The 21,606-nt window shown below is 69.8% G+C and carries 22 protein-coding genes; 12 read left to right on the top strand and 10 right to left on the bottom strand.

Annotation, left to right across the window (positions count from 1 at the left end):
* Positions 1–68: 68 nt before the first annotated feature.
* The gene (locus tag AB0B45_RS32745) at positions 69–617 is read left to right on the top strand and encodes a CGNR zinc finger domain-containing protein (protein WP_358138470.1); all 549 of its coding nucleotides are present in this window, start codon (positions 69–71) and stop codon (positions 615–617) included.
* 7 nt (positions 618–624) lie between these two features.
* Positions 625–1,575, top strand: a complete 951-nt coding sequence (gene ligD, locus AB0B45_RS32740; RefSeq protein WP_358138468.1) for a non-homologous end-joining DNA ligase — start codon at positions 625–627, stop codon at positions 1,573–1,575.
* 32 nt (positions 1,576–1,607) lie between these two features.
* Here ligD and AB0B45_RS32735 read toward each other — a convergent pair whose 3' ends face one another.
* Both AB0B45_RS32735 and recO read right to left on the bottom strand, forming a co-directional pair.
* Positions 1,608–2,384 (bottom strand): isoprenyl transferase, encoded by a 777-nt coding sequence (locus tag AB0B45_RS32735; RefSeq protein ID WP_358138466.1) that lies wholly within the window; start codon positions 2,382–2,384, stop codon positions 1,608–1,610.
* Positions 2,381–3,118 carry a DNA repair protein RecO gene (recO, locus tag AB0B45_RS32730; protein ID WP_358138464.1) on the bottom strand — a complete coding sequence of 246 codons (738 nt, stop codon included), beginning with the start codon at positions 3,116–3,118 and terminating at the stop codon, positions 2,381–2,383. The genes AB0B45_RS32735 and recO overlap by 4 nt, the downstream gene beginning before the upstream one ends.
* Positions 3,119–3,236: 118 nt before the next feature.
* On the opposite strand from recO, the gene AB0B45_RS32725 reads away from it, so the two are divergent.
* The 4 genes from AB0B45_RS32725 (at position 3,237) to AB0B45_RS32710 (ending at position 6,601) form a co-directional block, all read left to right on the top strand.
* The gene (locus AB0B45_RS32725) at positions 3,237–4,748 is read left to right on the top strand and encodes a CDP-alcohol phosphatidyltransferase family protein (RefSeq protein ID WP_358138463.1); all 1,512 of its coding nucleotides are present in this window, start codon (positions 3,237–3,239) and stop codon (positions 4,746–4,748) included.
* Positions 4,745–5,449 carry a DUF5941 domain-containing protein gene (locus AB0B45_RS32720; RefSeq protein ID WP_358138461.1) on the top strand — a complete coding sequence of 235 codons (705 nt, stop codon included), beginning with the start codon at positions 4,745–4,747 and terminating at the stop codon, positions 5,447–5,449. Before AB0B45_RS32725 ends, AB0B45_RS32720 begins: the two co-directional genes overlap by 4 nt.
* Positions 5,450–5,767: 318 nt before the next feature.
* Entirely contained in the window at positions 5,768–6,076 is a 309-nt protein-coding gene (locus tag AB0B45_RS32715) for a type II toxin-antitoxin system prevent-host-death family antitoxin (protein ID WP_358138460.1), read from the top strand.
* Positions 6,077–6,079: 3 nt separating this feature from the next.
* Positions 6,080–6,601: a type II toxin-antitoxin system RelE/ParE family toxin gene (locus AB0B45_RS32710; protein ID WP_358138458.1), complete on the top strand. Its 522-nt coding sequence runs from the start codon at positions 6,080–6,082 to the stop codon at positions 6,599–6,601.
* A 380-nt stretch (positions 6,602–6,981) separates the two neighbouring features.
* Here AB0B45_RS32710 and AB0B45_RS32705 read toward each other — a convergent pair whose 3' ends face one another.
* A complete protein-coding gene (locus AB0B45_RS32705; protein WP_358138456.1) occupies positions 6,982–7,167 on the bottom strand; it encodes an alpha/beta hydrolase fold domain-containing protein in 186 nt (61 codons plus the stop codon).
* Positions 7,168–7,378: 211 nt separating this feature from the next.
* A complete protein-coding gene (locus AB0B45_RS32700) occupies positions 7,379–8,659 on the bottom strand; it encodes a serine hydrolase domain-containing protein (protein ID WP_358138454.1) in 1,281 nt (426 codons plus the stop codon).
* 280 nt (positions 8,660–8,939) lie between these two features.
* Between AB0B45_RS32700 and AB0B45_RS32695 the strand changes: the two genes are divergently transcribed.
* Both AB0B45_RS32695 and AB0B45_RS32690 read left to right on the top strand, forming a co-directional pair.
* On the top strand, positions 8,940–10,214 hold the full coding sequence (locus AB0B45_RS32695; RefSeq protein ID WP_358138452.1) for a hypothetical protein: 1,275 nt from the start codon (positions 8,940–8,942) through the stop codon (positions 10,212–10,214).
* 98 nt (positions 10,215–10,312) lie between these two features.
* Positions 10,313–10,924: a hypothetical protein gene (locus tag AB0B45_RS32690; protein ID WP_358138450.1), complete on the top strand. Its 612-nt coding sequence runs from the start codon at positions 10,313–10,315 to the stop codon at positions 10,922–10,924.
* A gap of 86 nt (positions 10,925–11,010) precedes the next feature.
* On the opposite strand, the gene AB0B45_RS32685 is transcribed toward AB0B45_RS32690, so the two are convergent.
* Positions 11,011–11,940: a beta-1,3-glucanase family protein gene (locus AB0B45_RS32685; RefSeq protein ID WP_358138599.1), complete on the bottom strand. Its 930-nt coding sequence runs from the start codon at positions 11,938–11,940 to the stop codon at positions 11,011–11,013.
* Between the two features lie 116 nt (positions 11,941–12,056).
* Here AB0B45_RS32685 and AB0B45_RS32680 point away from each other — a divergent pair, with 116 nt between their 5' ends.
* Positions 12,057–13,418: a glycoside hydrolase family 16 protein gene (locus AB0B45_RS32680; RefSeq protein WP_358138448.1), complete on the top strand. Its 1,362-nt coding sequence runs from the start codon at positions 12,057–12,059 to the stop codon at positions 13,416–13,418.
* Here the strand turns inward: AB0B45_RS32680 and AB0B45_RS32675 are convergent.
* A complete protein-coding gene (locus AB0B45_RS32675; RefSeq protein ID WP_358138446.1) occupies positions 13,402–14,571 on the bottom strand; it encodes a hypothetical protein in 1,170 nt (389 codons plus the stop codon). The two genes, AB0B45_RS32680 and AB0B45_RS32675, sit on opposite strands and share 17 nt — an antisense overlap.
* A 167-nt stretch (positions 14,572–14,738) precedes the next feature.
* On the opposite strand from AB0B45_RS32675, the gene AB0B45_RS32670 reads away from it, so the two are divergent.
* From AB0B45_RS32670 to rocD, 3 genes are read left to right on the top strand one after another with little or no spacing between them, the layout of a single operon-like run.
* Positions 14,739–15,251, top strand: coding sequence for an Lrp/AsnC family transcriptional regulator (locus tag AB0B45_RS32670; protein WP_358138444.1), 513 nt, complete (start codon positions 14,739–14,741; stop codon positions 15,249–15,251).
* 51 nt (positions 15,252–15,302) lie between these two features.
* The gene (gene ddaH, locus AB0B45_RS32665; RefSeq protein WP_358138443.1) at positions 15,303–16,100 is read left to right on the top strand and encodes a dimethylargininase; all 798 of its coding nucleotides are present in this window, start codon (positions 15,303–15,305) and stop codon (positions 16,098–16,100) included.
* Between the two features lie 2 nt (positions 16,101–16,102).
* On the top strand, positions 16,103–17,311 hold the full coding sequence (rocD, locus tag AB0B45_RS32660) for an ornithine--oxo-acid transaminase (protein ID WP_358138441.1): 1,209 nt from the start codon (positions 16,103–16,105) through the stop codon (positions 17,309–17,311).
* Between the two features lie 48 nt (positions 17,312–17,359).
* On the opposite strand, the gene AB0B45_RS32655 is transcribed toward rocD, so the two are convergent.
* The 4 genes from AB0B45_RS32655 to AB0B45_RS32640 all read right to left on the bottom strand — a co-directional run bounded on the left by AB0B45_RS32655 (position 17,360) and on the right by AB0B45_RS32640 (position 21,444).
* Positions 17,360–18,610, bottom strand: a complete 1,251-nt coding sequence (locus AB0B45_RS32655) for a CU044_5270 family protein (RefSeq protein ID WP_358138439.1) — start codon at positions 18,608–18,610, stop codon at positions 17,360–17,362.
* A complete protein-coding gene (locus AB0B45_RS32650; protein WP_358138597.1) occupies positions 18,603–19,178 on the bottom strand; it encodes an RNA polymerase sigma factor in 576 nt (191 codons plus the stop codon). The genes AB0B45_RS32655 and AB0B45_RS32650 overlap by 8 nt, the downstream gene beginning before the upstream one ends.
* Positions 19,179–19,244: 66 nt before the next feature.
* Positions 19,245–19,946 carry a class I SAM-dependent methyltransferase gene (locus tag AB0B45_RS32645; protein WP_358138437.1) on the bottom strand — a complete coding sequence of 234 codons (702 nt, stop codon included), beginning with the start codon at positions 19,944–19,946 and terminating at the stop codon, positions 19,245–19,247.
* On the bottom strand, positions 19,936–21,444 hold the full coding sequence (locus tag AB0B45_RS32640; RefSeq protein WP_358138435.1) for an alkaline phosphatase D family protein: 1,509 nt from the start codon (positions 21,442–21,444) through the stop codon (positions 19,936–19,938). The genes AB0B45_RS32645 and AB0B45_RS32640 overlap by 11 nt, the downstream gene beginning before the upstream one ends.
* Positions 21,445–21,606: the final 162 nt, after the last annotated feature.

Genomic DNA, 21,606 nt, shown 5'->3' with positions numbered 1-21,606 from the left:
CCCCCTGGCACCCCGCGCGGGAGATACGCTGTGCCCCCACGCTGGAGTAGGCCACGACAGGAGCTGACATGCCGTTTGGCCATGACATGGTGTATTCGCTCGCCACCGTCGTCGACCTGGTGAACACCTCACCGGCGACCGGAGGCGACGAAGGCCTCAGCGACCTCGACGACCTCGCCGAGTTCGTCAGGGCGCGCCAGGTCAGCGGCATCCAGACCCTCACCCCCAAGGACCTGGGGCAGGTCAGGATGCTGCGCGAGGACCTTCACCGCGTCTTCACCGCGACCGAGCAGGCCACCGCGCTGCGGCTGGTCAACGCGCTGCTCGCGGACACGCGCATCACTCCGCGCCTGACCGAGCACGACGGTCATCCGCTCCACATGCACTACTTCGCGCCCGACGCCTCGCTGGCCGAGCACCTGGCCGCCGACTGCGGTATCGCGCTGGCGCACCTGCTGGTCGAGGGTGAGTGGGAGCGGCTGCGCACCTGCTCGGCGCCCGACTGCGACCACGTCTTCGTGGACGAGTCGCGCAACAGGTCACGCGTCTACTGCGACAGCCGTACGTGCGGCAACCGCATGCATGTCGCCGCATACCGGGCGCGGCGCCGGGCATGATGATCAGGTGACCACCGACGAGGTCAGGGACGAGGTCTCGCTGACCAATCTCGACCAGCCGCTGTTCGACGACGCGGGCGTGACCAAGCGCGATCTGGTCGACTACCTCGACGCCATGCGCGACCGCGTCGTGCCCGCGCTGCGGGGGCGACCGCTGTCGGTGGTCAGGGTACGGGCGGGCCAGGCGCCGTTCATGCAGAAGAATGTTCCGTCCTACGCGCCCTCGTGGATTCGCAGGGTCACGCTGTGGGCGGAGACGTCGCGCAGGGAGGTCTCCTACGCCCTGTGCGACGACCGCAGGACCCTGCTGTGGTTCGCCAACCAGCGGGCGGTGGAGTACCACCCGACGCTGGTGCGCGCGGACGACTGGGAGCACCCCACCCACCTCGTGCTCGACCTCGACCCGCCGGTCGCCGACGACTTCCCGATGGTGGTGCGCGCCGCCGGGCTGATCCGCCAGGCGCTGGACGACGCCGGGCTGTCCGGGGCGGTCAAGACCAGCGGCGCGAAGGGACTGCACGTCTTCGTCCCGCTCGAGAAGGGCATGGCGATGGCGGATGTCGCCGCCGCCACCCGGGCTCTCGCCGCGCGGGCCGAGCGCCTCGACCCCGCCCTCGCCACCACGGCCTTCATCAGGGAGGACCGCGAGGGCAAGGTCTTCCTCGACTCGACCAGGGCGGGCGGGGCGACGGTCGTGGCCGCCTACAGCCCGCGCGTCCGCCCTGGAGCGACCGTGTCGTTCCCCGTGGCATGGGCTGACCTCGATCGGGTCACACCCGCCGACTTCACCGTCCGCACCGCCGCCGAACTGGCCGGCGACGGCGACCCGTGGGCCGAGCTCATGCCCGAGCCGCAGCGGCTGCCCGCCGACCTCGTCGAGGAGGGGCACACCATCCCCGTCGCCAGGGTGCAGGCCATGCACGAGGGCAAGCGCAGGGCCCGCGCCCGCCGGGGCTGACTCTCCCCGCGTCAGCCGGGCGCCGCCCGGCCTCACACCACCTGGTTGGGGACCGCTCCGCCGTATCGCCTGTCGCGCTTGGCGAAGATCTCGCACGCCTCCCACAGGTCCCTGCGGTCGAAGTCGGGCCAGAGCCTGTTGAGGAAGACCATCTCGGCGTAGGCCGACTGCCACAGCAGGAAGTTGGAGAAGCGCTGCTCACCGGACGAGCGGACGAACAGGTCGACCTCGGGGATGTCGGGCTCGTCGAGGTAGCGGGCGAACACCTTCTCGGTCACCTTGCCGGGCTTGACCTTGCCCGCCGCGATGTCGTGCGCGAGCTTGACCGCGGCGTCGACGATCTCGGCCTGGCCGCCGTAGTTGACGCAGAACTGCAGGGTGAGCGTGCGGTTGTTCCTGGTCATCTCCTCGGCGTCCTGCAGCTCGGAGATGACGCTCTTCCACAGCCGTCCAGGCCTGCCCGCCCAGCGCACCCGCACGCCCATCGCGTTCAACTCGTCGCGGCGACGGCGGATCACGTCACGGTTGAAGCCCATGAGGAAGCGGACCTCGTCGGGCGAGCGCTTCCAGTTCTCCGTGGAGAAGGCGTAGGCGCTCAGGTACGGGACGCCCAGCTCCAGCGCGCCCTCGATGACGTCGAACAGCGACGCCTCGCCCGCCTTGTGCCCCTCCGTCCTCGGCAGGCCGCGCTGCTTGGCCCATCGGCCGTTACCGTCCATGACGATCGCGACGTGCTTCGGCACCAGGTCCCGCGGGATGGGCGGGGGCACCGCACCCGAGGGGTGCGGGGTGGGAGGACGGACGTTCACCGTGCTGGTTCCCTTTCTACGTGGCGGAGAGAACGGATGCCGTGTTCGAGGTGCCACTGCAGGTAGGCGGCGACCAGTCCGCTGCACTCCGTGCGATGGCGCGCCTCCGAGGCGTCCGCCATGGCCCAGTCGCCGCGCAGCAGCGCCGTCATCAGGGCGAGGGTCTCTCCAGCGGGTACGGCGGCGCCCGCGGGACGGCACGCCCCGCACACCGCTCCGCCCGCCACGATGGCGAACGCCCGCACCGTCTCAGCCCTGCACCTGGCGCACTCCTGCAGCGCGGGCGCGTAACCGGCGACCGCGAGCGAGCGCAGGAAATAGGCGTCGAGCACCAGCCTGGGCTCGTGGCTGCCGTCGGACAGCGTGCGCAACCCGCCCACCAGCAGCAGGAACTGCCTGAGCGCCGGCTCCTTCTCCCCCTGGGTGAGGCGGTCGGCGGTCTCCAGCATCGCGCTGCCCGCCGTGTAGCGGGGATAGTCGTGGGCCAGCGACTCGCCGTACGGGTGGATGGTCTCCGCCTGCGTGACCACGTCCAGTGTGCGCCCCACGTGCAACTGGAGATCGACATGCGTGAAAGGCTCAAGGCGCGCGCCGAATCTGGAGGTGGTGCGGCGCACACCCTTGGCGACGCCGCGCACCTTGCCCGTGCGCTTGGTGAGAAGGGTCACGATCCTGTCTGCCTCACCCAGCTTCTGGGTTCGCAGGACGACGCCCTCGTCACGGTAGAGGCTCACCGCTCCAGTCTAGGGTGACCTTGGGGTGGACCGGCTTTGCCGAAGTCTCACTAGACTTTGACGCCTGCCCCTGGTTTACCTGTTGTTCGACCCCCCGCAACTGCCTCGAAAGGGTGACATGACCCGCGTGGTCCTGCTGGGCTCTTCGCCCGGCCCTGACACCGCTCCGACCGGCCTCAGGCTGGCCGCTCTACCCGGCTCGCCCACCGTGGGCGAGCGACTGCGCGACCAGGCGCTCTCGCTCGACCCGCAGCCGGCTCTGATCGAGCGCACCGATCTCGCCACCGCCCTGCGCGCCCTCGCCGAGGTCGCCGAGTCGGCCCAGGAGAACCTCCTCCTCCTGCCCACCAACTCGGCCGTCCACGACGAGCTGATCTACCAGATCACCAAGGCGAAGCGCGGCGCCATCGCTCTCGTGGCGAAGGAGCCGCGCGAGGAGGACGAGAACGGCGAGCGGATCGCCTACGACGTCCCCATCGAGGATGCCCAACCCGAGATCGGCCACGCCAGCCTCGAAGGGCTCATGGTCCGCACCCGCGTCGGCAAGTCGCGCGTCATCTCGGTCGGCACCGCCCACCACGCCGTCACCAGGCCCAACGCGGTCCTGCTCGGCCCGCTCCACCTCACCGCGCGCAACGCGCCCGTGCTCGCCGAGACCTGCCGCGAGCTCGCCGACCTGGCCCACCTGTTCGGCCCCGAGGACGACCTGGTCCAGCTGGTCGTCTTCGGCCTGGTCCGCAAGGGCGTCTCCGTCGGCATCCGCGGCCGCCGCGACCTGTTCTTCCGCCGCATCACCACCCAGGCGGAGGCCAACGAGGCCGCCAGCGAGATGCACGGCATGGACGAGGACCGCGCCAGGCTCAACAACGCGGTCAAGGGCGCCGACGGCTTCTTCACCACCTACTTCGTCAGCACCTACTCCCGCTTCATCGCCCGCTGGGCGGCGCGGCGCGGGCTGACGCCCAACCAGGTCACGCTGATCTCCATCTTCCTCGGCGTGGCCGCCGCGGCCTGTTTCGCCACCGGCCAGCGGCTCGGCATGGTCGCCGGCGGCGTGCTGATCTACTTCGCTTTCGTCTTCGACTGCGTCGACGGTCAGGTCGCCCGCTACGCCCGCAAGTTCGGCGTGCTCGGCGCGTGGCTGGACGCGACGTTCGACCGGTTCAAGGAGTACGTCGTCTTCGCCGGACTGGCCGTCGGCTACGTGGTCGCGGGCCACAGCGAGGACATCTGGATCCTGGCGCTGGCCGCGCTCGCCCTGCAGTCGGTCAAGCACCTGCTCGACTTCTCCTTCGGCGCGGCCAACCGGCGCAAGCCGCCGTCCCCGCTGCCCACCACCCCGCTGACCGCGCCCGACGACAGCGGCCTGCGCAAGGCGCTGGAGCGGCGCAAGGTCGAGCGCAGCTCCGGCATCCGCGGCCTGCTCAAGATGTGGTCCAAGGCGGGCAGGTTCCGCTTCGTCTACTGGGCGCGCAAGATGGTCGTGTTCCCCATCGGCGAGCGGTTCGCGGCCATCGCGATCACCGCCGCCCTCTTCGACGCCCGGGTCACCTTCATCACCCTGCTGATCTGGGGAAGCGTCGCCGCCGCCTACACCGTCACAGGACGCGTCATGAGGTCACTCGCATGATCACTCAGCCGCAGGCCAACGCCACCGCCGTTCCCGACCCCGACGAGGAACGGCGGCGCATCCAGACCGCCAGGCTGCTCGCCTACCGCGACGACGGCCCGCTGGTCCACGCCCTCGCCCCCCGCCTCGGCAAGGGCTTCCCGCCGGTCCCCATGCTGCTGATCGCGCTCCTCGCGACCATCGGCCTGGCCGTCGCGGGCCTGTCGCCGCTGATCTCCGTCGGCGTCATGATCGTGCTCGTGCTCCCCACCGGGGCCCGCGACCACCTCGGCCGCCTCGACTGGCTGGTGCCGCCGCTGCTGCGCGGCACCGAGTTCCTCGCGCTCATCCTGATCGGCCTGACCTACGACGCGCCCAAGTGGCTGCTGTTCGTGCTGCTGTACGTCGTCGGCTACCACACCTACGACACCGTCTACCGGACCAGGCAGAGCATCTGGCCGCCCACCTGGGTGTTCATGGCCGGCCTTGGCTGGGAGGTCCGCCTGCTGATCATCACGGCCGGCGCGGCGCTGGGCATCCTGACCCCTGTCCTGTACGTGCTCACCGGCTACCTGCTCGTGCTGTTCGCGGTGGAGAGCGTGACCAGCTGGGTACGGCTGGACAAGGCTTCGGCGCAGGCGAGCGCGGACGCCGAGCAGGACCTGGAGGCCTCGCCCGAGGAGGCGTTGGAGCAGGCGACCGGCGAGGCGGAGAAGGGCTGACCCGCCGCCAAGGCGTGGCCTTTCGCTAGAGGCGCGCTTCGCGCGTCGTGACGCTTCGGGCTGGTCCTACGGGGGAGCCGAGCTCCCCCGTTCCCCTCGCCGAGGGCCTGCCCGCCCCCGGACCCCCCGGTCGCGCGGCCGGTTACCCGCGCCGCCCCTATGCCGCTTCCCTTCCCATGAGGTGTGCGGGTATCGCGGGTGGGCGTGAGTTGCCCCCTTGCTACATCCCGGGCTTGAGGATTTGAGGAAACGGGTGACCGGGAGGAAGCCCCAGAGGGCCCCATGCCGAACTGTATAGATTTCTGTACAGTTTCTCTCATGGCAATGCTGGATCATGCTCGCGAGCTAACTGTCACGGAGGCGGCGCAGCGTGGGGTGGCCAAGCTCGTAGCGGATGCCGAGCATGGGGCGGACCTCGTGGTGACCCGCCGCCACCAGCCTGTGGCGGCCGTAGTCAGCATCCGCCGCCTGACAGAGCTGGAAGAGGCCGCCGCTGATCTCCGCGACCTGGCCCTGGTACTCGCGCGCGCGGCAACAGACACAGGTCACCGCACTCCCCTTGACGAGGTGATCGCCGCCTTTGGCCATACTCGCGAGTCATTGGCGTCTCTGCCTGACGACGAGTGACCGATGGCCGAGATCGTCTTCACTGACGCCGCCGTCGACGACCTTCGCCGGCTGGGTCCCGACGTGGCGCCCAAGGTCTTGAAGAAAGTGTTGCTCCTTCTCGACAACCCCGAAGCCGGTTACCCCCTCGGGGGAGATCTGACGGGTTATCGCAAGCGCGTGGTCGGCCGAAACACCTGGCGCATCGTTTATCGCATCACCGAGGACAAGGCGGTGGAGATCTGCGAGGTATGGGCAGTGGGAGCCCGCGCTGATGCGGAAATCTACACCGAGGCCGCTGAGCGTGCGCTCGCTGCTGGTTCGAACCGTCCTGAGTTCGCCAAGCTAACTACTGTGATCGAACGGCTCGGTGAACTAGCCGGAGGCGTCGCGGCAGATGAGCCGCCTACACGCGAGCCTGTTCCGGATTGGCTCGCAGATCGACTGGTGCACACGGTGGGTATGGCCCGGGAAACCGTAGCGGCTCTCGATCTGCAAGAGGCCGTCGATCTCTGGACCAATTACGTCTCGAAGCCGCGCGAATAGTGCATGCCTGAGATGAACTGCTTCCAGCAGCTCCATCGCCATGCTGTTGGAACGCTTGAGACCCGCCGCAGTCCCGGGCGGGAGATCGGGCGACGTTTGACCATGATCCCGGCAGACCAGAAGAGAGCGAGGTGCGGGGCATCATCGTCCGCTCCTCTTCGGCGGCCGCTTGTGTGGGCCGTTGGCTCAGGACCGGTCGAGGGCGTGTTCCCGCAGGAACTTCTAGACCAGTGGCCGTAGGAGCTGGGAGCCCCAGCTGCTCCAGTGGCCGGTGAAGTTGTGCTCGGCCCAGGGGATGGTCACAACCGTGGCCGGGACGCCCGCCTCGGGGACGTCGCAGGCCGGGCGGAACTGCCCGGGACCGAGAGTGGTGGCGGCGATCAGGGCGAGCTGGCCGCCGCGGAGTCACCGGCGATCGACACGTTCGACGGCGCAACGCCGTACTCCCCCGCCGTGGCGCGGATCCAGCCGAGCGCGCACTTGACGTCTTCGATCGCGTCCTGCCGGCGCGGCGGTGGCGCGAGGCGGTACTCGGCGGAGAAGACGGTCACGCTTGGATCGGCCATCCGCGGAACCAGGGGGCACTGTCGGCGCGAGAACGATCAGTACTCAGAGCGCCCAGGCCAGGCCGCGACCGATGCGCCGGACCGGGCCTCCGGCCTTGCGCCTCGGTGAACCCGTGACGGCCGCGGGCTCTCCTCGTCCGACCCGCCGTCCGCGACCAGGCTCATGGTCTTCGACATCGCTCCTTTGTCGGTGCGCGGACGGCAGCGACGATCAATCGTCGAGCGTCTGGTAGGCGGTGGTCCAGAAGTCGCGGTGCAGGCGGGGCGTGTCCTGCGAGTCCATCGCGGCCTGGGTGAGCAGGATCCCGGTGAGTCCTTCGGCCGGGTCGGCGTAGGCGGTGGTGCCCAGGCCGCCGTCCCAGCCGAACTGGCCCACGGACGCCAGGTCGCGGCGGTGGGTGCGGACGGCCATGCCGAAGCCGTAGCCGCCGTGCCTGCCGAAGTGGTCGCCGAAGGCGTCCTTTTCGACCTTCTGCTCGGGGGTGAGGTGGTCCATGGTCATCAGTTCGACCGAGGCTCTGGAGAGAATGCGCTCGCCGCCGTGGGTGCCCTTGTTGAGCAGCATCCGGTAGAAGGCGTGGTAGTCGTCGACGGTGGAGACCAGCCCGTCGCCGCCCGCCTCGAACGCAGGGGGCCGGCTGTACTTGCCGCCTTCGGCTTCGTCCCACACCACCGGCTCGCCGGTTTCCTGGTGGGCGTAGCTGGTGGGCAGGCGGTGGATCTTGTCTGCGGGTACGTGGAAGCCGGTGTCGGTCATGCCGAGCGGGTCGAGCAGCCGTTCGCGCAGGAACGTGCCGAACGGCTGGCCTGCCACCCTCGGGATCAGGACGCTGAGCACGTCGGAGCCGGTGTGGTACTGCCACAGCTTGCCCGGCTGGTACATCAGCGGCAGGCTGCCGAGCCCTGCGATCCATTCGTCGGGTCCCGCGGCGAGCGTGGTGCCGTCCATACCGAGCTCGCGCATCGCGACCTGGATGGGATGGGTGTCCGGCGGGGCCAGGACCACGCCGAAGCCGAAGGTGAAGGTCAGCAGGTCGCGGACGGTGATCGACCGGTGGGCGGGGATGGTGTCGTCCAGCGGGGCGTCGATCCGGGTCAGCACCCGCCGGTCGGCCAGCTCGGGCAGCCAGGTGTCGACCGGGTCGTCCAGCCGCAGCCTGCACTCCTCGATGAGGATCATCACCGCGGCGGCGGTGATCGGCTTGCTCAGTGACGCCATCCGGAAGATCGTGTCCCTCCGCATCGGCGCGCCGCCGCCGATGCGCATCGTGCCGATCGCCTCGACGTAGGTCTCGTCGCCCCGGCCGACCAGGGCGACCAGCCCGGGGACCGCTCCCGAGTCCACGTGCCCGGCCAGCACCTCACGCATCCGGCGCAGCCCCGCCTGAGACAGGCCCGCGTTCGTGCCCTTCTCCTCCCAGCGGCCCTGGGTCTCCCAGGCGCCCTTCTGGTCCCAGGTGCCCTTCATGTTCCAGCTGGCCGACTTCGACATGGCACTTCTCCTTCAGCTCGGCGTACGCCGTTCTCTTTACGCGAACACTGTACGCAGCAGAATGTGTGCGCGCAACATACGCACGCTGCGCTCGCGGCGCGACCGGCTGCTCTCCCGGCGGAAACGACGAAGACCTGGAGAGGACCACTCACGTCACCGGGTGACCCTTCACGTCAGACAAGCCGCCAAATTTCATGCTGTGGGCGCAGGATGACCGATTAGTGTGGGGATCTAGGGACACTCGGGCCGGAGACCGTTCCGGCAGAGCCGGGAGACGCGGATGGCGTTCTTGTCACGCTTGTTCAAGCGGGGGTCGGGCGACCCGCTCGCCGAGCGTGATCGCGAGCGGGAAGAGGCTCACCGGCAGGGCTCGAGAGACGCCAGGGAGCACCCGTTACGGCACTTCACCGACCCTGACTGCCAGCCCGCCTTCCTCTTCGAGGTCAGGTCGCGGGCGCGGGAGCGGATCGCGCGGGTGGACCAGGAGGTGGCGGCTCGCCGTACGGACCTGTTACGGGAGGTCAGTCTGGCGCGGGAGACGGTGTTCAGGGAGACGGGGAGGGCGGATCTCTACCCAGGGGTGTCGCCGAACGGCTGGGCGGCAGGCGGCCGGGCTTTCGAGGGTGGTCGTCCTGGAGCCGAGGGCGACCATGCGGGGCCTGGTGGCGATCCGGGGGCTGGTGGTGTGGGGAGGTCGGCCACTGGTGTGGGGAGGTCGGCTGCTGACGGCGGCGGTGGTACGTCCCGCGATGGCGGGCGGGTGGGTGGGGCCGAGGAGGATCCGTTCATCTCCATCGCCGAGGCCCGGTGGCGGCGGGCCGAGCGGGCGCGGCGGGAGGCGCTGCGGGAGGCGTCCGATCGGATCCACGGGGCACGGTCGCGCATCGAGCAGCTGGCGCGGGAGTGGGACGGCATGCTCGTGGAGCGCAACCACGAGGTGGAGGCGATCCACGCGTGGGCGCAGCAGGTGATCGCCGCCTACCGGCGTGGGGTGATGGGGGCGCATCCGCGCCGGGAGGAGATTCCCTCGCTGTGGAAGGGCGAGGTGGTGGCGATGGACTCCGTGGGGGACGGGGTCACCGCCGTCTCGTCCAGGGAGGAGATCGGGGGGCTGCTGGAGGAGGTCGAGCACCGGATCGAGATCTGGCACAGCGAGGTTCGGGGGGTGGGTGAGCTTCCCCGAGGGCGGGGGTGGCGCGAGCTTCCACCGGGGGCTCCGGCCGACCTCCCGGAAGACGAAGGTGGCGAGAGGCCACAGGTAGGCGAGCACCCGCAGGGCGGCGCCGCGCAGAAGGACGGCGGCGGCCCGCGGGACGAGGCGGGCCCGGGCCCCGACGGAGATCCGAGGGGCTGGCGCGAGAACCCGCGAGACGAGGCAGAGCGAGGCCCCGGCCGAGATCCGAGGGGCTGGCGCGAGAACCCGCGAGACGAGGCAGAGCGAGGCCCCGGCCGAGATCCGAGGGGCTGGAGTGAGGACCCGCGGGGATCCGGCCCCGAGTCGGGGGGCGGGCGTGGGGATGCGTTCAGGGCGGGCGAGGCGGCGGGAGAGCGATGAGGCGGGGGCGGTGGGTTGCCGGGTTGGTGACCGTCGGGCTGGTCGGCATGGGGGTAGCGGGTTGTGGGACGGAGGCGAGGGCGGTGTGCGGGGTCATCGTGGATTCCACCAGTTACGCCGACCCCGCGGCCAGCCGTACCGATGTCAGCTCCAAGCTGCCGGCCTTCGTGGACGGGTGTGACTGGGTGGGCTTCGCCGCCGTCACGGGCTCGTCGGAGAGCAGCACGTGCCGCGAGGACCCGGTCGCGGTGGCCGCGTCCGCGAGGGAGAACCCGAACGACAACCCGGTCGTGGAGGAGCGGATCCGCGAGCACAGGGTGACGCAGGTGCAGCCCCGCGCGGCCAAGCTGTTCGACTGCCCGGCCGAGGGCGAGGGGTCGGACGTGCTCGGGTCCCTCCGGTACGTGGTGAAGCAGATGGGCGCCCGGCGGCAGCCTGACAAGGCGCACCGGATCATCGTGTTCAGCGATCTGATCAACAACAGGGGCGATCTGAACGTCAACAAGCTGGACCTGGGCGAGGCTGCCAGGAAGCAGAAGATCAAGGAGCTCAGGGACGCGCGGTTGCTGCCCGATCTGACCGGGTACGAGGTGGCCGTCCATGGCTTCCTGCGCAAGAAGGGCTCGAACCCGGACCGCTTCCCGTTGCTGGAGAGCTTCTGGACGGAGGCGCTCGAGTCGGCGGGCGCCGTCTCGGTGGATCTGCTCTGACTCCCCAGTACGGCGGCGGCTCGCGGCACGGGCTGCTCTCCGACGAGCCCGTGAGGGAGCCGACCGCCGTACCGGGGAGGGCGGGTTCACCAGCCGATGCCGATGGTCAGCCGGGTCGGCGGGTTGGCGTTGGGCAGGATCTTGACGCTGCTCTGGTCGTTGATGTCGTCGTAGGCGAAGCCGTAGGCGCGGCCCTGGAGCCCGACGGTGTGGAAGAAGCCGGCGTAGTCGTTCTTGGCGACCCCGGCCGGATAGTAGCCCGAGGAGGGCCCCCACCAGGCAGCCGGGTTCAGCGCGACGCCCCTGTTGAACGCGGCGCAGAACTCCGCGCCGAGTTCGAGCTCGACCGTCCTCATCCCGGCGGAGGCCAGCGCCCCCGAGCACTCGACGATGTCCTTGGTCGTGGGCTTGTTCAGGAAGAACGGCCCTGCCCCGTTCCTGGTGAACTGCAGGCGTCCGCCGACGACCCGGCCGGTGAAGGTGACGCCGAGGCGGTTCAGCGTGAACTGGTTGGCGGTGTAGTGGTTCCACGCCTGGTCGATGGCCGCCTTGAGGTGCTCGGACTGCCGGAACAGCGGCGAGGAGCGCGGGGCGACGATCCGGTAGTCGTTGACGAGCGGGCGGAACGGCGAGCCGACCGCGCCGGTGTAGCGGGAGCGCACCTGGTCGCGGGTGAGGGTGATGCCGACGGTCTGGTCGTAGCCGATGGCGCTCTGCTGGAGCCTGGCGGTCATCGGGAAGCCGAACATGTCGACCTGCGTGGTGTTGCCGCCGAACGGGATGGCGCCGTGCGCGTAGGTGAACTCGTACCAGTCGAAGTGGACGTCCTGGTTCGGGTCAGATGGGTTGGCGAGGTCGGGCCCGCCCCAGCCGCGGTTGTCGGGTGAGATCGGGATGTACATCGGCGAGCCGAGCGAGATGTACATCCTGGCGCCCTCGATGCGGCTGGGGATGTTCACGGTCGGGGCCTGGGCCAGCGTGAACGACATGTTCCCGAGAGCGCTCTCCCATAGCATCCGCACCTGCCTGCATCCTTGTCAATAAGGCATTGACAGCGCCGAAACATCATGTTCACATCAATCAAAGAGAGCGCTCTCTCAATATTCACCCCCCGTTCGCCGGGAGAACCGCCATGTCTTCGAAGTACCTCAAACGCCTGGCCGCGACCGTGGTCGCGCTGTTAGGCGCCGGAGCCCTCGTCGCCGCCGTGCCACCGACCCCCACCGGCTGGAGCCTGGTGTGGGCCGACGACTTCAACGGCCCGTCGGGGTCGCTGCCGTCGTCGAGCAACTGGATCATCGACACCGGCCACGCCTACCCTGGAGGACCGGGCAACTGGGGCACGGGCGAGATCCAGAACTACACCGCCGACCCCGCGAACCTCAGCCTGGACGGCTCGGGCAATCTGCGGATCACCCCGCTCGGCAGCGGGCAGAACTGGACCTCGGCCCGCATCGAGACCCGCCGCGCCGACTTCAAGCCCGCAGACGGGCGCGTCCTGCGTATCGAGGGCAGGATCCAGATGCCCAACGTCACGGGCGACGCGGCGCTCGGCTACTGGCCCGCCTTCTGGGCGCTCGGCTCGCCGTACAGGGGGAACTACTGGAACTGGCCGGGCATCGGCGAGTTCGACATCATGGAGAACGTCAACGGGATCAACGCGGTCTGGGCCGTGCTGCACTGCGGCGTCAACCCAGGCGGCCCCTGCAACGAGACCACGGGCCTCGGCGCCAACAGGGCGTGTCCCGGCTCGACCTGCCAGTCGGCCTTCCACACCTACCGCTTCGAATGGGACCGCAGCGTCTCGCCCAACCAGCTGCGCTGGTACGTCGACGGGCAGCAGTTCCACAGCATCAGCCAGGCGCAGTTCGACGCGGGCACGTGGAACAACATGACCGGTCACGCCGGCTACTTCCTCCTGCTCAACGTGGCCATGGGCGGCGCCTTCCCCAACGCGCTCGCCGGGCCGACGCCGACCGCGGCGACCGTGTCGGGCAGGCCGATGGTCGTCGACTACGTGGCCGTCTGGCAGAGCGGCGGCGGCACCCAGCCCACCGACCCGCCGACCGACCCGCCTGGCGGGGTCGACGCCCGCTCCACCATCCAGGCGGAGCGCTACCAGGCGCAGTCGGGCACCATGGTCGAGACGACGACCGACACCGGCGGCGGCCAGAACGTCGGCGCGATCGCCAACGGCGACTGGCTCCGCTTCGACGGCGTGAACTTCGGCGGGACGCCCGCGCGGCAGTTCAACGCGAGGGTCGCCTCGGGCGCGGCGGGCGGAGTGAGCGGCCTGGTCCAGGTACGGCTGGACAGCCCGACGGCGGCGCCGATCGGCGACTTCGCGATCGCCGGTACCGGCGGCTGGCAGAGCTGGCGAACCGTGCCCGCCAACATCGCGCCGACGACCGGCACGCACACGGTCTACCTGACGTTCAGCAGCGGCCAGCCCGCCGACTACGTCAACCTCAACTGGTTCACGTTCGCGACTTAGCGGCGCGGCGCCGGGCCAGGATGCGCTCGGCCCAGCTGGCAGCCTCCGGGTCGCGCAGACCCTCGACCACTCCGCCGAGGTAGGCGGTGGCCAGGCTCTCGAAGCCGTTGTCCACCTGGCGTACCCTGCTGGCGCGGCGACGGTCGGCGGCCTGGAGGTGCTGTCCGATGCTCTCGGCGTAGCCGGCGTCGCGCTGGTAGTCGGACTGGGCTTGGGCGCAGGCGCGCTGCTCGTGGTCGCGCTTGGCGCGCAGCTCGCGCAGCCGCCTGTCGTTGGGGTTGTGCATGCGCCTGCCGAGATCGGCGGCGATCAGCGCGGTGGCGACGAGCAGGGCGAGCAGCAGGATCATCGTGGGCAGCTGGCTCACGCCCTCGGAGGTGGGGCCGATGTCCTGGCCGTCCACGACGAGCGGTTTGACCAGGGCGTCCCTGCGCAGCACCGCCACCGCGACGATCAGCCCTGCCCAGACCAGCGCGACCGCGATCAGCAGCCACCTGCCGCGCGCGGGGCTGCCGTTCTCCTGCCAGGTACGGAACGCCCTGCCGTACATGTGCGGGGCCACCAGCATGATCAGGGCGGCGCCCGTGGCGATCAGCGCGGTCATCTCCACGCTGTCGCCCCACGCCAGGATGACCTGGTAGAGGATGGGCACCTCGACGATCACCAGCAGCAGGAGCAGCACCGCGGCGGGCAGCCAGCGGCGGATCGCGGGCCAGCGGCTGCCCGACAGGGCGATCGAGCTGGGCCTGCCGTCGCCGGGCCGCCTGCTCGGCTGCTCCAGCTCGGTGACGCGGTGCTGGGTGTCGTCGAGGGTACGGCGGGCCTCGGCGAAACGGCGTTGCGACTCGGCTAACTTGATCTTCTGCGACTCGAACTCGGCGCGGTCGCGCTGCACCTCGCGTTCGGTGGCGTCCTCGATCCTGCTCAGCTCGGCCAGCCGCTCGTCCTCCAGCTCGTGGAAGCGGGGGACGCTGCCGGTCTCCAGCGTGAGGGTGTCGAGGTGTCCCCCTTCGGCGTGTGCCCTGCCGAGCTCGCGTTCCTCCGCGCGGCGGGCGGCCCAGTCGGGCAGGTGGTAGAGATCGCCTTCGTAGGCCACGGCGGGCGCGATGCGCGTGACCTCTCCTTGCTCGGCAGGCTGGTCCTTGAAGCGCATCAGGCCTCCAACGCGGTCCGCGTACTTTGATGCTAAACGCTGACTTCGCACCCGCGACGGATGTGTCGGCCCGCGTTATCGCCCGGCGCGGCGCGAAGTCCCCAGGCGAGCACCCCCGTGGGGGTCTCGGGCCGCTCGCCGTACAGGACAGGCTGTATACAGGGGTCGTGGAACTGGATCGGTTGGATCGGGACATCATCGGGGCGCTGGTCGACGATGCCCGAGCGACATATGCACAAATCGGGCAGCGCATCGGCCTGTCGGCGTCGGCGGTGAAGCGGCGCGTCGACCGCCTGCGGGACGCCGGAGCGATCACCGGGTTCAGCGCCCGCATCGCCCCGCAGGCGCTCGGCTGGACCACCGAGGCCTATGTGGAGCTGTTCTGCCAGGGCAAGACCTCCCCCGCCGCGATCGGCCTGGCCATCGCCCGGCATCCGGAGGTGGTCTCCGCCTGCACGATCACCGGTGAGGCCGACGCGCTGCTGCACATCAGGGCCACCGACGTGCGCCACGTGGAGCGGGTGATCGAGCGGATCGCGGCCGAACCGTTCGTCGTCCGCACCAAGAGTTCCATCGTCCTGTCCCGGCTGGTGGACGAGGCGCAACGGATCGGGGCCGCAGCGCCCCAAGACGCAACAGACCCGCCCCAACACGCAATATCGGGCGCTTGGCCTGCGTAAACGCTGTTCCTAGGCTGCTGACGTCCCCCTCTGACGAGTTGGAGCCGCAGCATGCCCAAGCACTACCTGATGTGCCGTCCTGACTTCTTCTCGGTCGAATACGCGATCAATCCGTGGATGGACCCCGACGCGGGCGCCGACCGCGAGGTCGCCGTCAGGCAGTGGGAAGGATTGAAGGCCGCCTACGAGGAGCTCGGCCACCAGGTCAGCCTGATCGACCCGATCGAGGGTCTGCCCGACATGGTCTTCGCCGCCAACGGCGCCCTCGTGGCGGGCGGCAGGGTGTACGGCGCGCGCTTCGCCTTCCCCGAGCGGGCCGCGGAGGGCCCCGCCTACCTACGCTGGTTCACCGAGCGCGGCTATCCGACGCACGAGGCCGTCCATGTCAACGAGGGCGAGGGCGACTTCCTCGCGATGGACGAGGTGATCCTGGCCGGCACCGGCTTCCGCACCACGCGCGAGGCGCACAACGAGGCGCAGGAGTTCCTCGGTCGCCCCGTCGTCTCGCTCCAGCTGGTCGACCCGCGCTTCTACCACCTCGACACGGCGCTGTTCCCGCTGCACGGGCGGAATATCGCCTACTATCCCGGAGCGTTCTCCGAGGGGAGCCGGAGCGTCCTGCGCAGGATGTTCCCCGACGCCGTGATCGCGGGCGCCGACGACGCCGAGGTGCTCGGCCTGAACGCCGTCAGCGACGGCAGGAACATCGTGATCAACTCGGAGGCGCACGACCTCCAGCTGGACCTCAAGCGGCGCGGATACGAGGTCATCCCCGTCGAGCTCGACGAGCTCCGCAAGGCAGGCGGGGGTCCCAAGTGCTGCACACTGGAAATCAGGGGGGAGAACTGACAATGACCACCAGCGCAGAACTCATCGAGGTAAGCGAGCGCCGCAGCGCCCACAACTACCACCCGCTGCCGGTCGTCATCCATGAGGCGCACGGCGCCTGGGTGACCGACGTCGAGGGCAGGCGGTACCTGGACTTCCTGTCCGGATATTCGAGCCTCAACTTCGGCCACGGCCACCCGAAGATCATCGAGGCGGCGCAGGAGCAGCTCAAGAACCTCACGCTGACCAGCAGGGCGTTCTACCACGACCAGTTCGCCGCGTTCTGCGCGGGACTCGGCGACCTGACGGGCAAGGACATGGTCCTGCCGATGAACACCGGCGCGGAGGCGGTCGAGACCGCGATCAAGGTCGCCCGCAAGTGGGGCTACCTGGTTAAGGGCGTGGCCAGAGACCAGGCCAACATCATCGTGATGGAGGACAACTTCCACGGCCGCACCACCACGATCGTCAGTTTCTCCACCGACCCCGACGCTCACGCGGACTTCGGGCCCTACACGCCCGGCTTCAAGATCGTTAAGTACGGCTCGGTCGAGGCGATCCGCGAGGCGATCGACGCCCACACGGTGGCCGTGCTGGTCGAGCCGATCCAGGGCGAGGCGGGCGTGCTGGTGCCGCCGGACGGGTACCTGACCCAGGTGCGCGAGCTGTGCACGGAGAAGAACGTCCTGATGATCGCCGATGAGATCCAGTCGGGGCTCGGCCGTACGGGCAAGACCTTCGCCTGCGACCACGAGGGCGTGGTGCCCGACATCTATGTGCTGGGCAAGGCCCTGGGCGGCGGCGTGGTCCCCGTCTCGGCCATCGCGGCGAACCAGGACGTGCTCGGCGTGATCCAGCCAGGCCAGCACGGCTCGACGTTCGGCGGCAACCCGCTGGCCTGCGCGGTCGCCAACGCGGTGATCGAGATGCTCAACACGGGCGAGTACCAGGAGCGCGCGGCCAGGCTCGGCGAGCTGCTCCACCGTCGCCTGGGCGAGATGATCGGCAACGGGGTGGTGACCGTGCGCGGGCGCGGGCTGTGGGCGGGCGTCGACATCGACCCGTCGCTGGCCACGGGGCGTGCGGTGTCCAAGGCGCTGATGGAGCGTGGCGTGCTGGCCAAGGACACCCATGGCTCCACGATCAGGCTCGCCCCGCCGATCGTGATCTCCGAGGAGGACCTGCTGCACGCGGTCGACCAGCTGGCCGACGCGATCGCCTCGTTCAGGTAGTTCCCCCCGGTACGGCTCGCGCCGCGCGGCGCGAGCCGTACCGGCTGATCAGCGGGTGGGCTTCGGCGTCGCGGTCAACGTCGCGGTCACGGTCGCGACGGGAGCCTCCGACGGATCAGCGGGGACCGCCGACGGATCGCCGGGCACGTTCGCCGGCAGCTCGGGAACGGACGTCGGAGGGGACGACGTGGTGGGCACGTCGGTCGGTCCCGCCTCGCCGTCCGGCACCGGCGTCACGGTCGCCGTGGGCTCGTCGGACGGTATCGGCGTCGGCGACACGCTGGCCGTCGGCCCATCCATGTCTTCGCAGGTGCTGTCCTGATCGGCGCCGGCGGCCTCCGCCGGTAGCGCGTCCACGACGGAGACGGAGGTCTCCGCGGTCAGCGCGAGCAGCGACCCGACGGGTGCGCCCGCGACCTTCTCGTCGACGACCGTCCCTCGCTCCCCCATGAACATGAACGTCGTGGGGTCGAAGATGAGCTGATCGAGCGTCCCCTGCTGCGACTTGCGGCCCAGCGCCGTTCCCTTGCGGCCCGCGCCGTCCTCCACGCCCTCGGCGACTTCCACGCCCGGCAGGGACTTGGCGGCCATGAACAGCGCCTCGCGCTGTGCCCGCGGCGCGTACGCCTCCCTGAGCAGATCGCCCACCACGCCGAAGACGACGTTGTTGTTGGTCTCCTTGGCCCGCTTCTCCAGGAAGGCGCGCATGCCTTCCTGGTCGGTGGGGAGCGCGGCGAGGAAGGCGTAGTCGTTGCGGAAGCCGCCCAGCCGGTCAGGGCAGGAGGACAGCTGAGTCCAGCTCTTGCCCTGCCACTTCTTGGCCTCCTCCGGCATCGGCCAGCCGGGGAACGGCTTGGGCTCCAGCCCCTCGATCGACATCAGGCCGTCCGCGCTCGCGTCCGCCGAACGCCACAGCTGCCGCTTGGTCCGGTAGAGGTAGCGGCTTTCCTGCTTGCCCATGGAGTAGGAGCCGTACATCGTCTGCGACTCCACCAGCACGAACTGCCCAGGCTTCGGCGTGAGCTCGTCGCTCACGCCCACCATGACCGCCGTCGCGGGGCGGGCCGCCGTGCCGTCCCGCGACGTCGAGGAGAGGGTGAACGCCACTCCGCCGACCAGTGCCACGGTCAGCCCGAAGGCTCCCGCCGCCTGCCAGCCGATCCGGGGAAACCGGAACCGGAAACCGCGCCCGGTCGTGGCCTCCTGTAGCAGGCGGCGGCGGGCGGCCTCCCGCGCCTCCTGCGGGTACGAGGGGGCGGCTGGGCGCCCCTCGGCGAAGATCCTGATCTCGTCATCCATGCTCGGGCTCCTCCTGGAAGGGATCGATGCCGCCGAGGGCCCTGCGCACCTTCGTCCTGAGCCGGTGAAGGCGCGAGCGAACGGTGCCTACGGGGATGTTGAGTGCGAGCGCCACATCCTCGTAGGTCAGATCCGCCCACGCCACCAGCAGCAACAGGTCCCGCTCGGCCGCCGACAGGCGGGTGAGCGCCTTGGCGAGCCTGGGCTGAAGTTGCTCCGCGGTGACCCTGTCGGCGCTGCGCTCGTCGAAGGACCCAGGCCGGTCGGGCGCGAGGCGTGTCATGGCCTGGGTACGGCGGCGCTCGGCCCTGCGGTGCTGCGCCACGATGTTGGTCGCGATGCCGTACAGCCATGGCCTGGCGTCGGAACGCGAGCGGTCGTAGCGCGCTCTGCCGCGGAAGGCGGCCAGAAACACCTCGCCCACGGCGTCCTCGGCCAGTTCGGGGCCGAGCCGCCGCGCGGCGTACCTGAAGATCTCATCGGCGTGCCGGTCGAACAGGGTGGCGAACAACTCAGGTTCGCTCACTGACTGCCCGACCAGCGTCGCGTCGTCCAACGCCTGCGCCATCACCACGGGAGGGATTCCTTTCTGCGGTCACCCTGTACTTGACCGCAGTCCGGAGTCCGGTTCCACCTACTTTGCCAGCCTCCACGCCTGTAGTCCCTCGGGCGCCTCGTCGGGCACGAACCCGGCGGCGGCCAGCTCGGCGCGCAGGGTCGCCGCCGAGGGCCGATGGGTGACGCTCTCGACGACGTCATCGCTGATGACGGCGTCCGCGTGCCTGATCCGGTAGGTGAAGCTCGCCTGGACCTTCTCGCCCTCCACGGCGTGCGTCTGGCCCCAGATCTCGTAGGTGTGCCTGCCCACCTGGTAGGCGGCCATCCGAGCGGGCTCGCCAGGTGTCGGCATGGGCCGCTCGGCGTAGTTGAACACCAGGCGGCCGCCGGGGACGAGCTGGCGGGCCAGCGTCTCCCACAGCTTCGCCCTGTCCTCGATCGCGTAGAGGACGGCGATCATCACCACCATGTCCACCGGCTCGTCGAGATCGACCTCGAGCGCGCCGTACGGCAGGACGGTCACCCTCTCCAGGAGATCGGGACGGCCCGCGATCCTGGACACCAGCACCGAGCGCATGCCGAGCGAAGGTTCGAGGGCGAAGATCTCTCCGTCGGTGGCGGCGGCGATCAGTTCGGTGATGAGGCCGGTGCCCGCGCCGATCTCCAGCACGGACCCCCTCACGAGTGAGGGGAGCTTCTCCCGCACCTCGGGCACGTGGCCGTCCTCGTGCCACAGGTCATAGAAGGGTACGGCCACGGCGTACTGGTCAAAGGTCATGCACTGTTTCTAGCGGGTCCAGCGACTCGCCGTGCCACACCACGGTCACCCGCTCGCCGAACTCCAGCGACGCCAGCGCGTTCTGGAACAGCGGCCCCTTGGTCACCCGCCAGCGGAACGGCGGGCGCGGGATGCGCGCGAGCGAGGCGAGCGCGCCGCCGATCAGCGTGGCGACGCCGAACTGGGTGACGATGTTGGCCAGCCGCAGCGCCTTGCTCAGCGGGTTGCGGATGGGCGAGCAGACGATCTGGTAGATCGGCCCAGGGGCCTGCGCCAGGTAGGAGTAGTGCACGTCGCCCGACAGGATCAGCACCGGCCGGCGCAGTTCGACCAGCAGCCGCGCCAGGTCGTCGAACGAGCGCCGGAACGCGCCCCAGTGCTCCAGGTCGAAGGCCTGCCTGAACCTCTCCGAGAGCCAGGCGACGAGCCTGCCCCACTTGCCGTCGCACAGCGCCTCGTTCCAGTTCTGTACGTAGTGGACGCCTTCGGGCAGCAGGAAGGGGATCGACGAGCCGATGATCAGCCGACCGCTCGTCTGTGCGATCTGCTCCTCCAGCCAGGCCCACTCTCCGGGGTCGAGCATCCTGCGGTCGCCGGGGGTCAGCTGGCGCGCGCACCTGGTGTCCACGATGATCAGCCGGGAGTGTCCGAGGTCACGGGCGTAGCTCCACCTGTTGCTGCTCGGATCGGCGTCGGCCCGCGCGGCGAAGCCGTCGAGCGCCTCGGCGCCCTCGCCGCGCTTCAGCGCGACCAGCAGCGGGTCGTCGGCGCGCTCGTCCGGCGACAGGTTGCCCAGGTGCTGGTAGATCCAGTAGGCCCCGAGCCCCGAGACCACGCGCCGCTGCCACCACGACGTCCGCGCCATCTCGGCCCGCCAGTCCTTGGAGGTGTTCCAGTCGTCGCGCAGGTCGTGGTCGTCGAAGATCATGGCGGTGGGCACGGTCGACAGCAGCCACCGGATGTCGGGGTCGGTCCAGGCCTGACGGTAGAGCTCGGCGTACTCCTCGAAGTCGGCGATCTCCTTGGCGGGCTCCTCGCCCGGCTTCCTGCGCGCGGCGATGAACTCCAGCATCGGCGCCGAGGGCTTGTCGGCGTAGACCTGGTCGCCGATCATCAACAGCAGGTCGGGCAGCGGCTTGTCGCTGCCGGCGTAGGCGTGCAGCACGTCCACGCCGTGCGTCGCGGTGTGCACGGCGTCGTGGGGCACGCTGGTACGGCACGACCCGAACATCACCCGCGAGGGCCCCTCGGGCGGCATCAGCCTGATGCGGCTGGGCCTGTCGACAGGCCACACCCGCTCGCCGTCCAGTTCGACGGTGTACTCCCCCTCGTAGCCCTCCAGGTCGACGATCGCGTAGTGGTGGCCGTGGACGGAGAAGGTGGGGGTGTCCCATCGCCCGCACACCGTGACCACGCCGGGACGGTCGGTCTCCATCCAGATGGAGGCCCTCGTGGAATCGACGTAGCGGAGCATCGGACCGACGACCAGATCAGGCATTCGTCCCCTTGGTGTGACGTTTCGGCGTGGTGCGAGTCTCAAGACTGCCAGAGTGGCACGTTCCCCTCGCGTCGATCTCCGGCTTGGATTCTTCACCATGAGGATCAGCTCCGGGTTACGCTGATCTCTACAGAACCGCCCATGGGCTAAGCAATGGCGCTT

This window comes from Nonomuraea sp. NPDC049152 (genome assembly GCF_040648355.1).
Taxonomy (GTDB): domain Bacteria; phylum Actinomycetota; class Actinomycetes; order Streptosporangiales; family Streptosporangiaceae; genus Nonomuraea.
Note: the sequence above shows the minus strand (reverse complement) of the source record. Positions and strands in the feature narration are given on the sequence as shown.

Coding starts and splice junctions, on each gene's coding strand:
- AB0B45_RS32745 (WP_358138470.1), top strand. CDS start 69: ATGCCGTTTGGCCATGACATGGTGTATTCGCTCGCCACCGTCGTCGAC.
- AB0B45_RS32725 (WP_358138463.1), top strand. CDS start 3,237: ATGACCCGCGTGGTCCTGCTGGGCTCTTCGCCCGGCCCTGACACCGCT.
- AB0B45_RS32720 (WP_358138461.1), top strand. CDS start 4,745: ATGATCACTCAGCCGCAGGCCAACGCCACCGCCGTTCCCGACCCCGAC.
- AB0B45_RS32715 (WP_358138460.1), top strand. CDS start 5,768: ATGGCAATGCTGGATCATGCTCGCGAGCTAACTGTCACGGAGGCGGCG.
- AB0B45_RS32710 (WP_358138458.1), top strand. CDS start 6,080: ATGGCCGAGATCGTCTTCACTGACGCCGCCGTCGACGACCTTCGCCGG.
- AB0B45_RS32705 (WP_358138456.1), bottom strand. CDS start 7,167: ATGGCCGATCCAAGCGTGACCGTCTTCTCCGCCGAGTACCGCCTCGCG.
- AB0B45_RS32700 (WP_358138454.1), bottom strand. CDS start 8,659: ATGTCGAAGTCGGCCAGCTGGAACATGAAGGGCACCTGGGACCAGAAG.
- AB0B45_RS32695 (WP_358138452.1), top strand. CDS start 8,940: ATGGCGTTCTTGTCACGCTTGTTCAAGCGGGGGTCGGGCGACCCGCTC.
- AB0B45_RS32685 (WP_358138599.1), bottom strand. CDS start 11,940: ATGCTATGGGAGAGCGCTCTCGGGAACATGTCGTTCACGCTGGCCCAG.
- AB0B45_RS32680 (WP_358138448.1), top strand. CDS start 12,057: ATGTCTTCGAAGTACCTCAAACGCCTGGCCGCGACCGTGGTCGCGCTG.
- AB0B45_RS32675 (WP_358138446.1), bottom strand. CDS start 14,571: ATGCGCTTCAAGGACCAGCCTGCCGAGCAAGGAGAGGTCACGCGCATC.
- ddaH (WP_358138443.1), top strand. CDS start 15,303: ATGCCCAAGCACTACCTGATGTGCCGTCCTGACTTCTTCTCGGTCGAA.
- rocD (WP_358138441.1), top strand. CDS start 16,103: ATGACCACCAGCGCAGAACTCATCGAGGTAAGCGAGCGCCGCAGCGCC.
- AB0B45_RS32655 (WP_358138439.1), bottom strand. CDS start 18,610: ATGGATGACGAGATCAGGATCTTCGCCGAGGGGCGCCCAGCCGCCCCC.
- AB0B45_RS32650 (WP_358138597.1), bottom strand. CDS start 19,178: ATGGCGCAGGCGTTGGACGACGCGACGCTGGTCGGGCAGTCAGTGAGC.
- AB0B45_RS32645 (WP_358138437.1), bottom strand. CDS start 19,946: ATGACCTTTGACCAGTACGCCGTGGCCGTACCCTTCTATGACCTGTGG.
- AB0B45_RS32640 (WP_358138435.1), bottom strand. CDS start 21,444: ATGCCTGATCTGGTCGTCGGTCCGATGCTCCGCTACGTCGATTCCACG.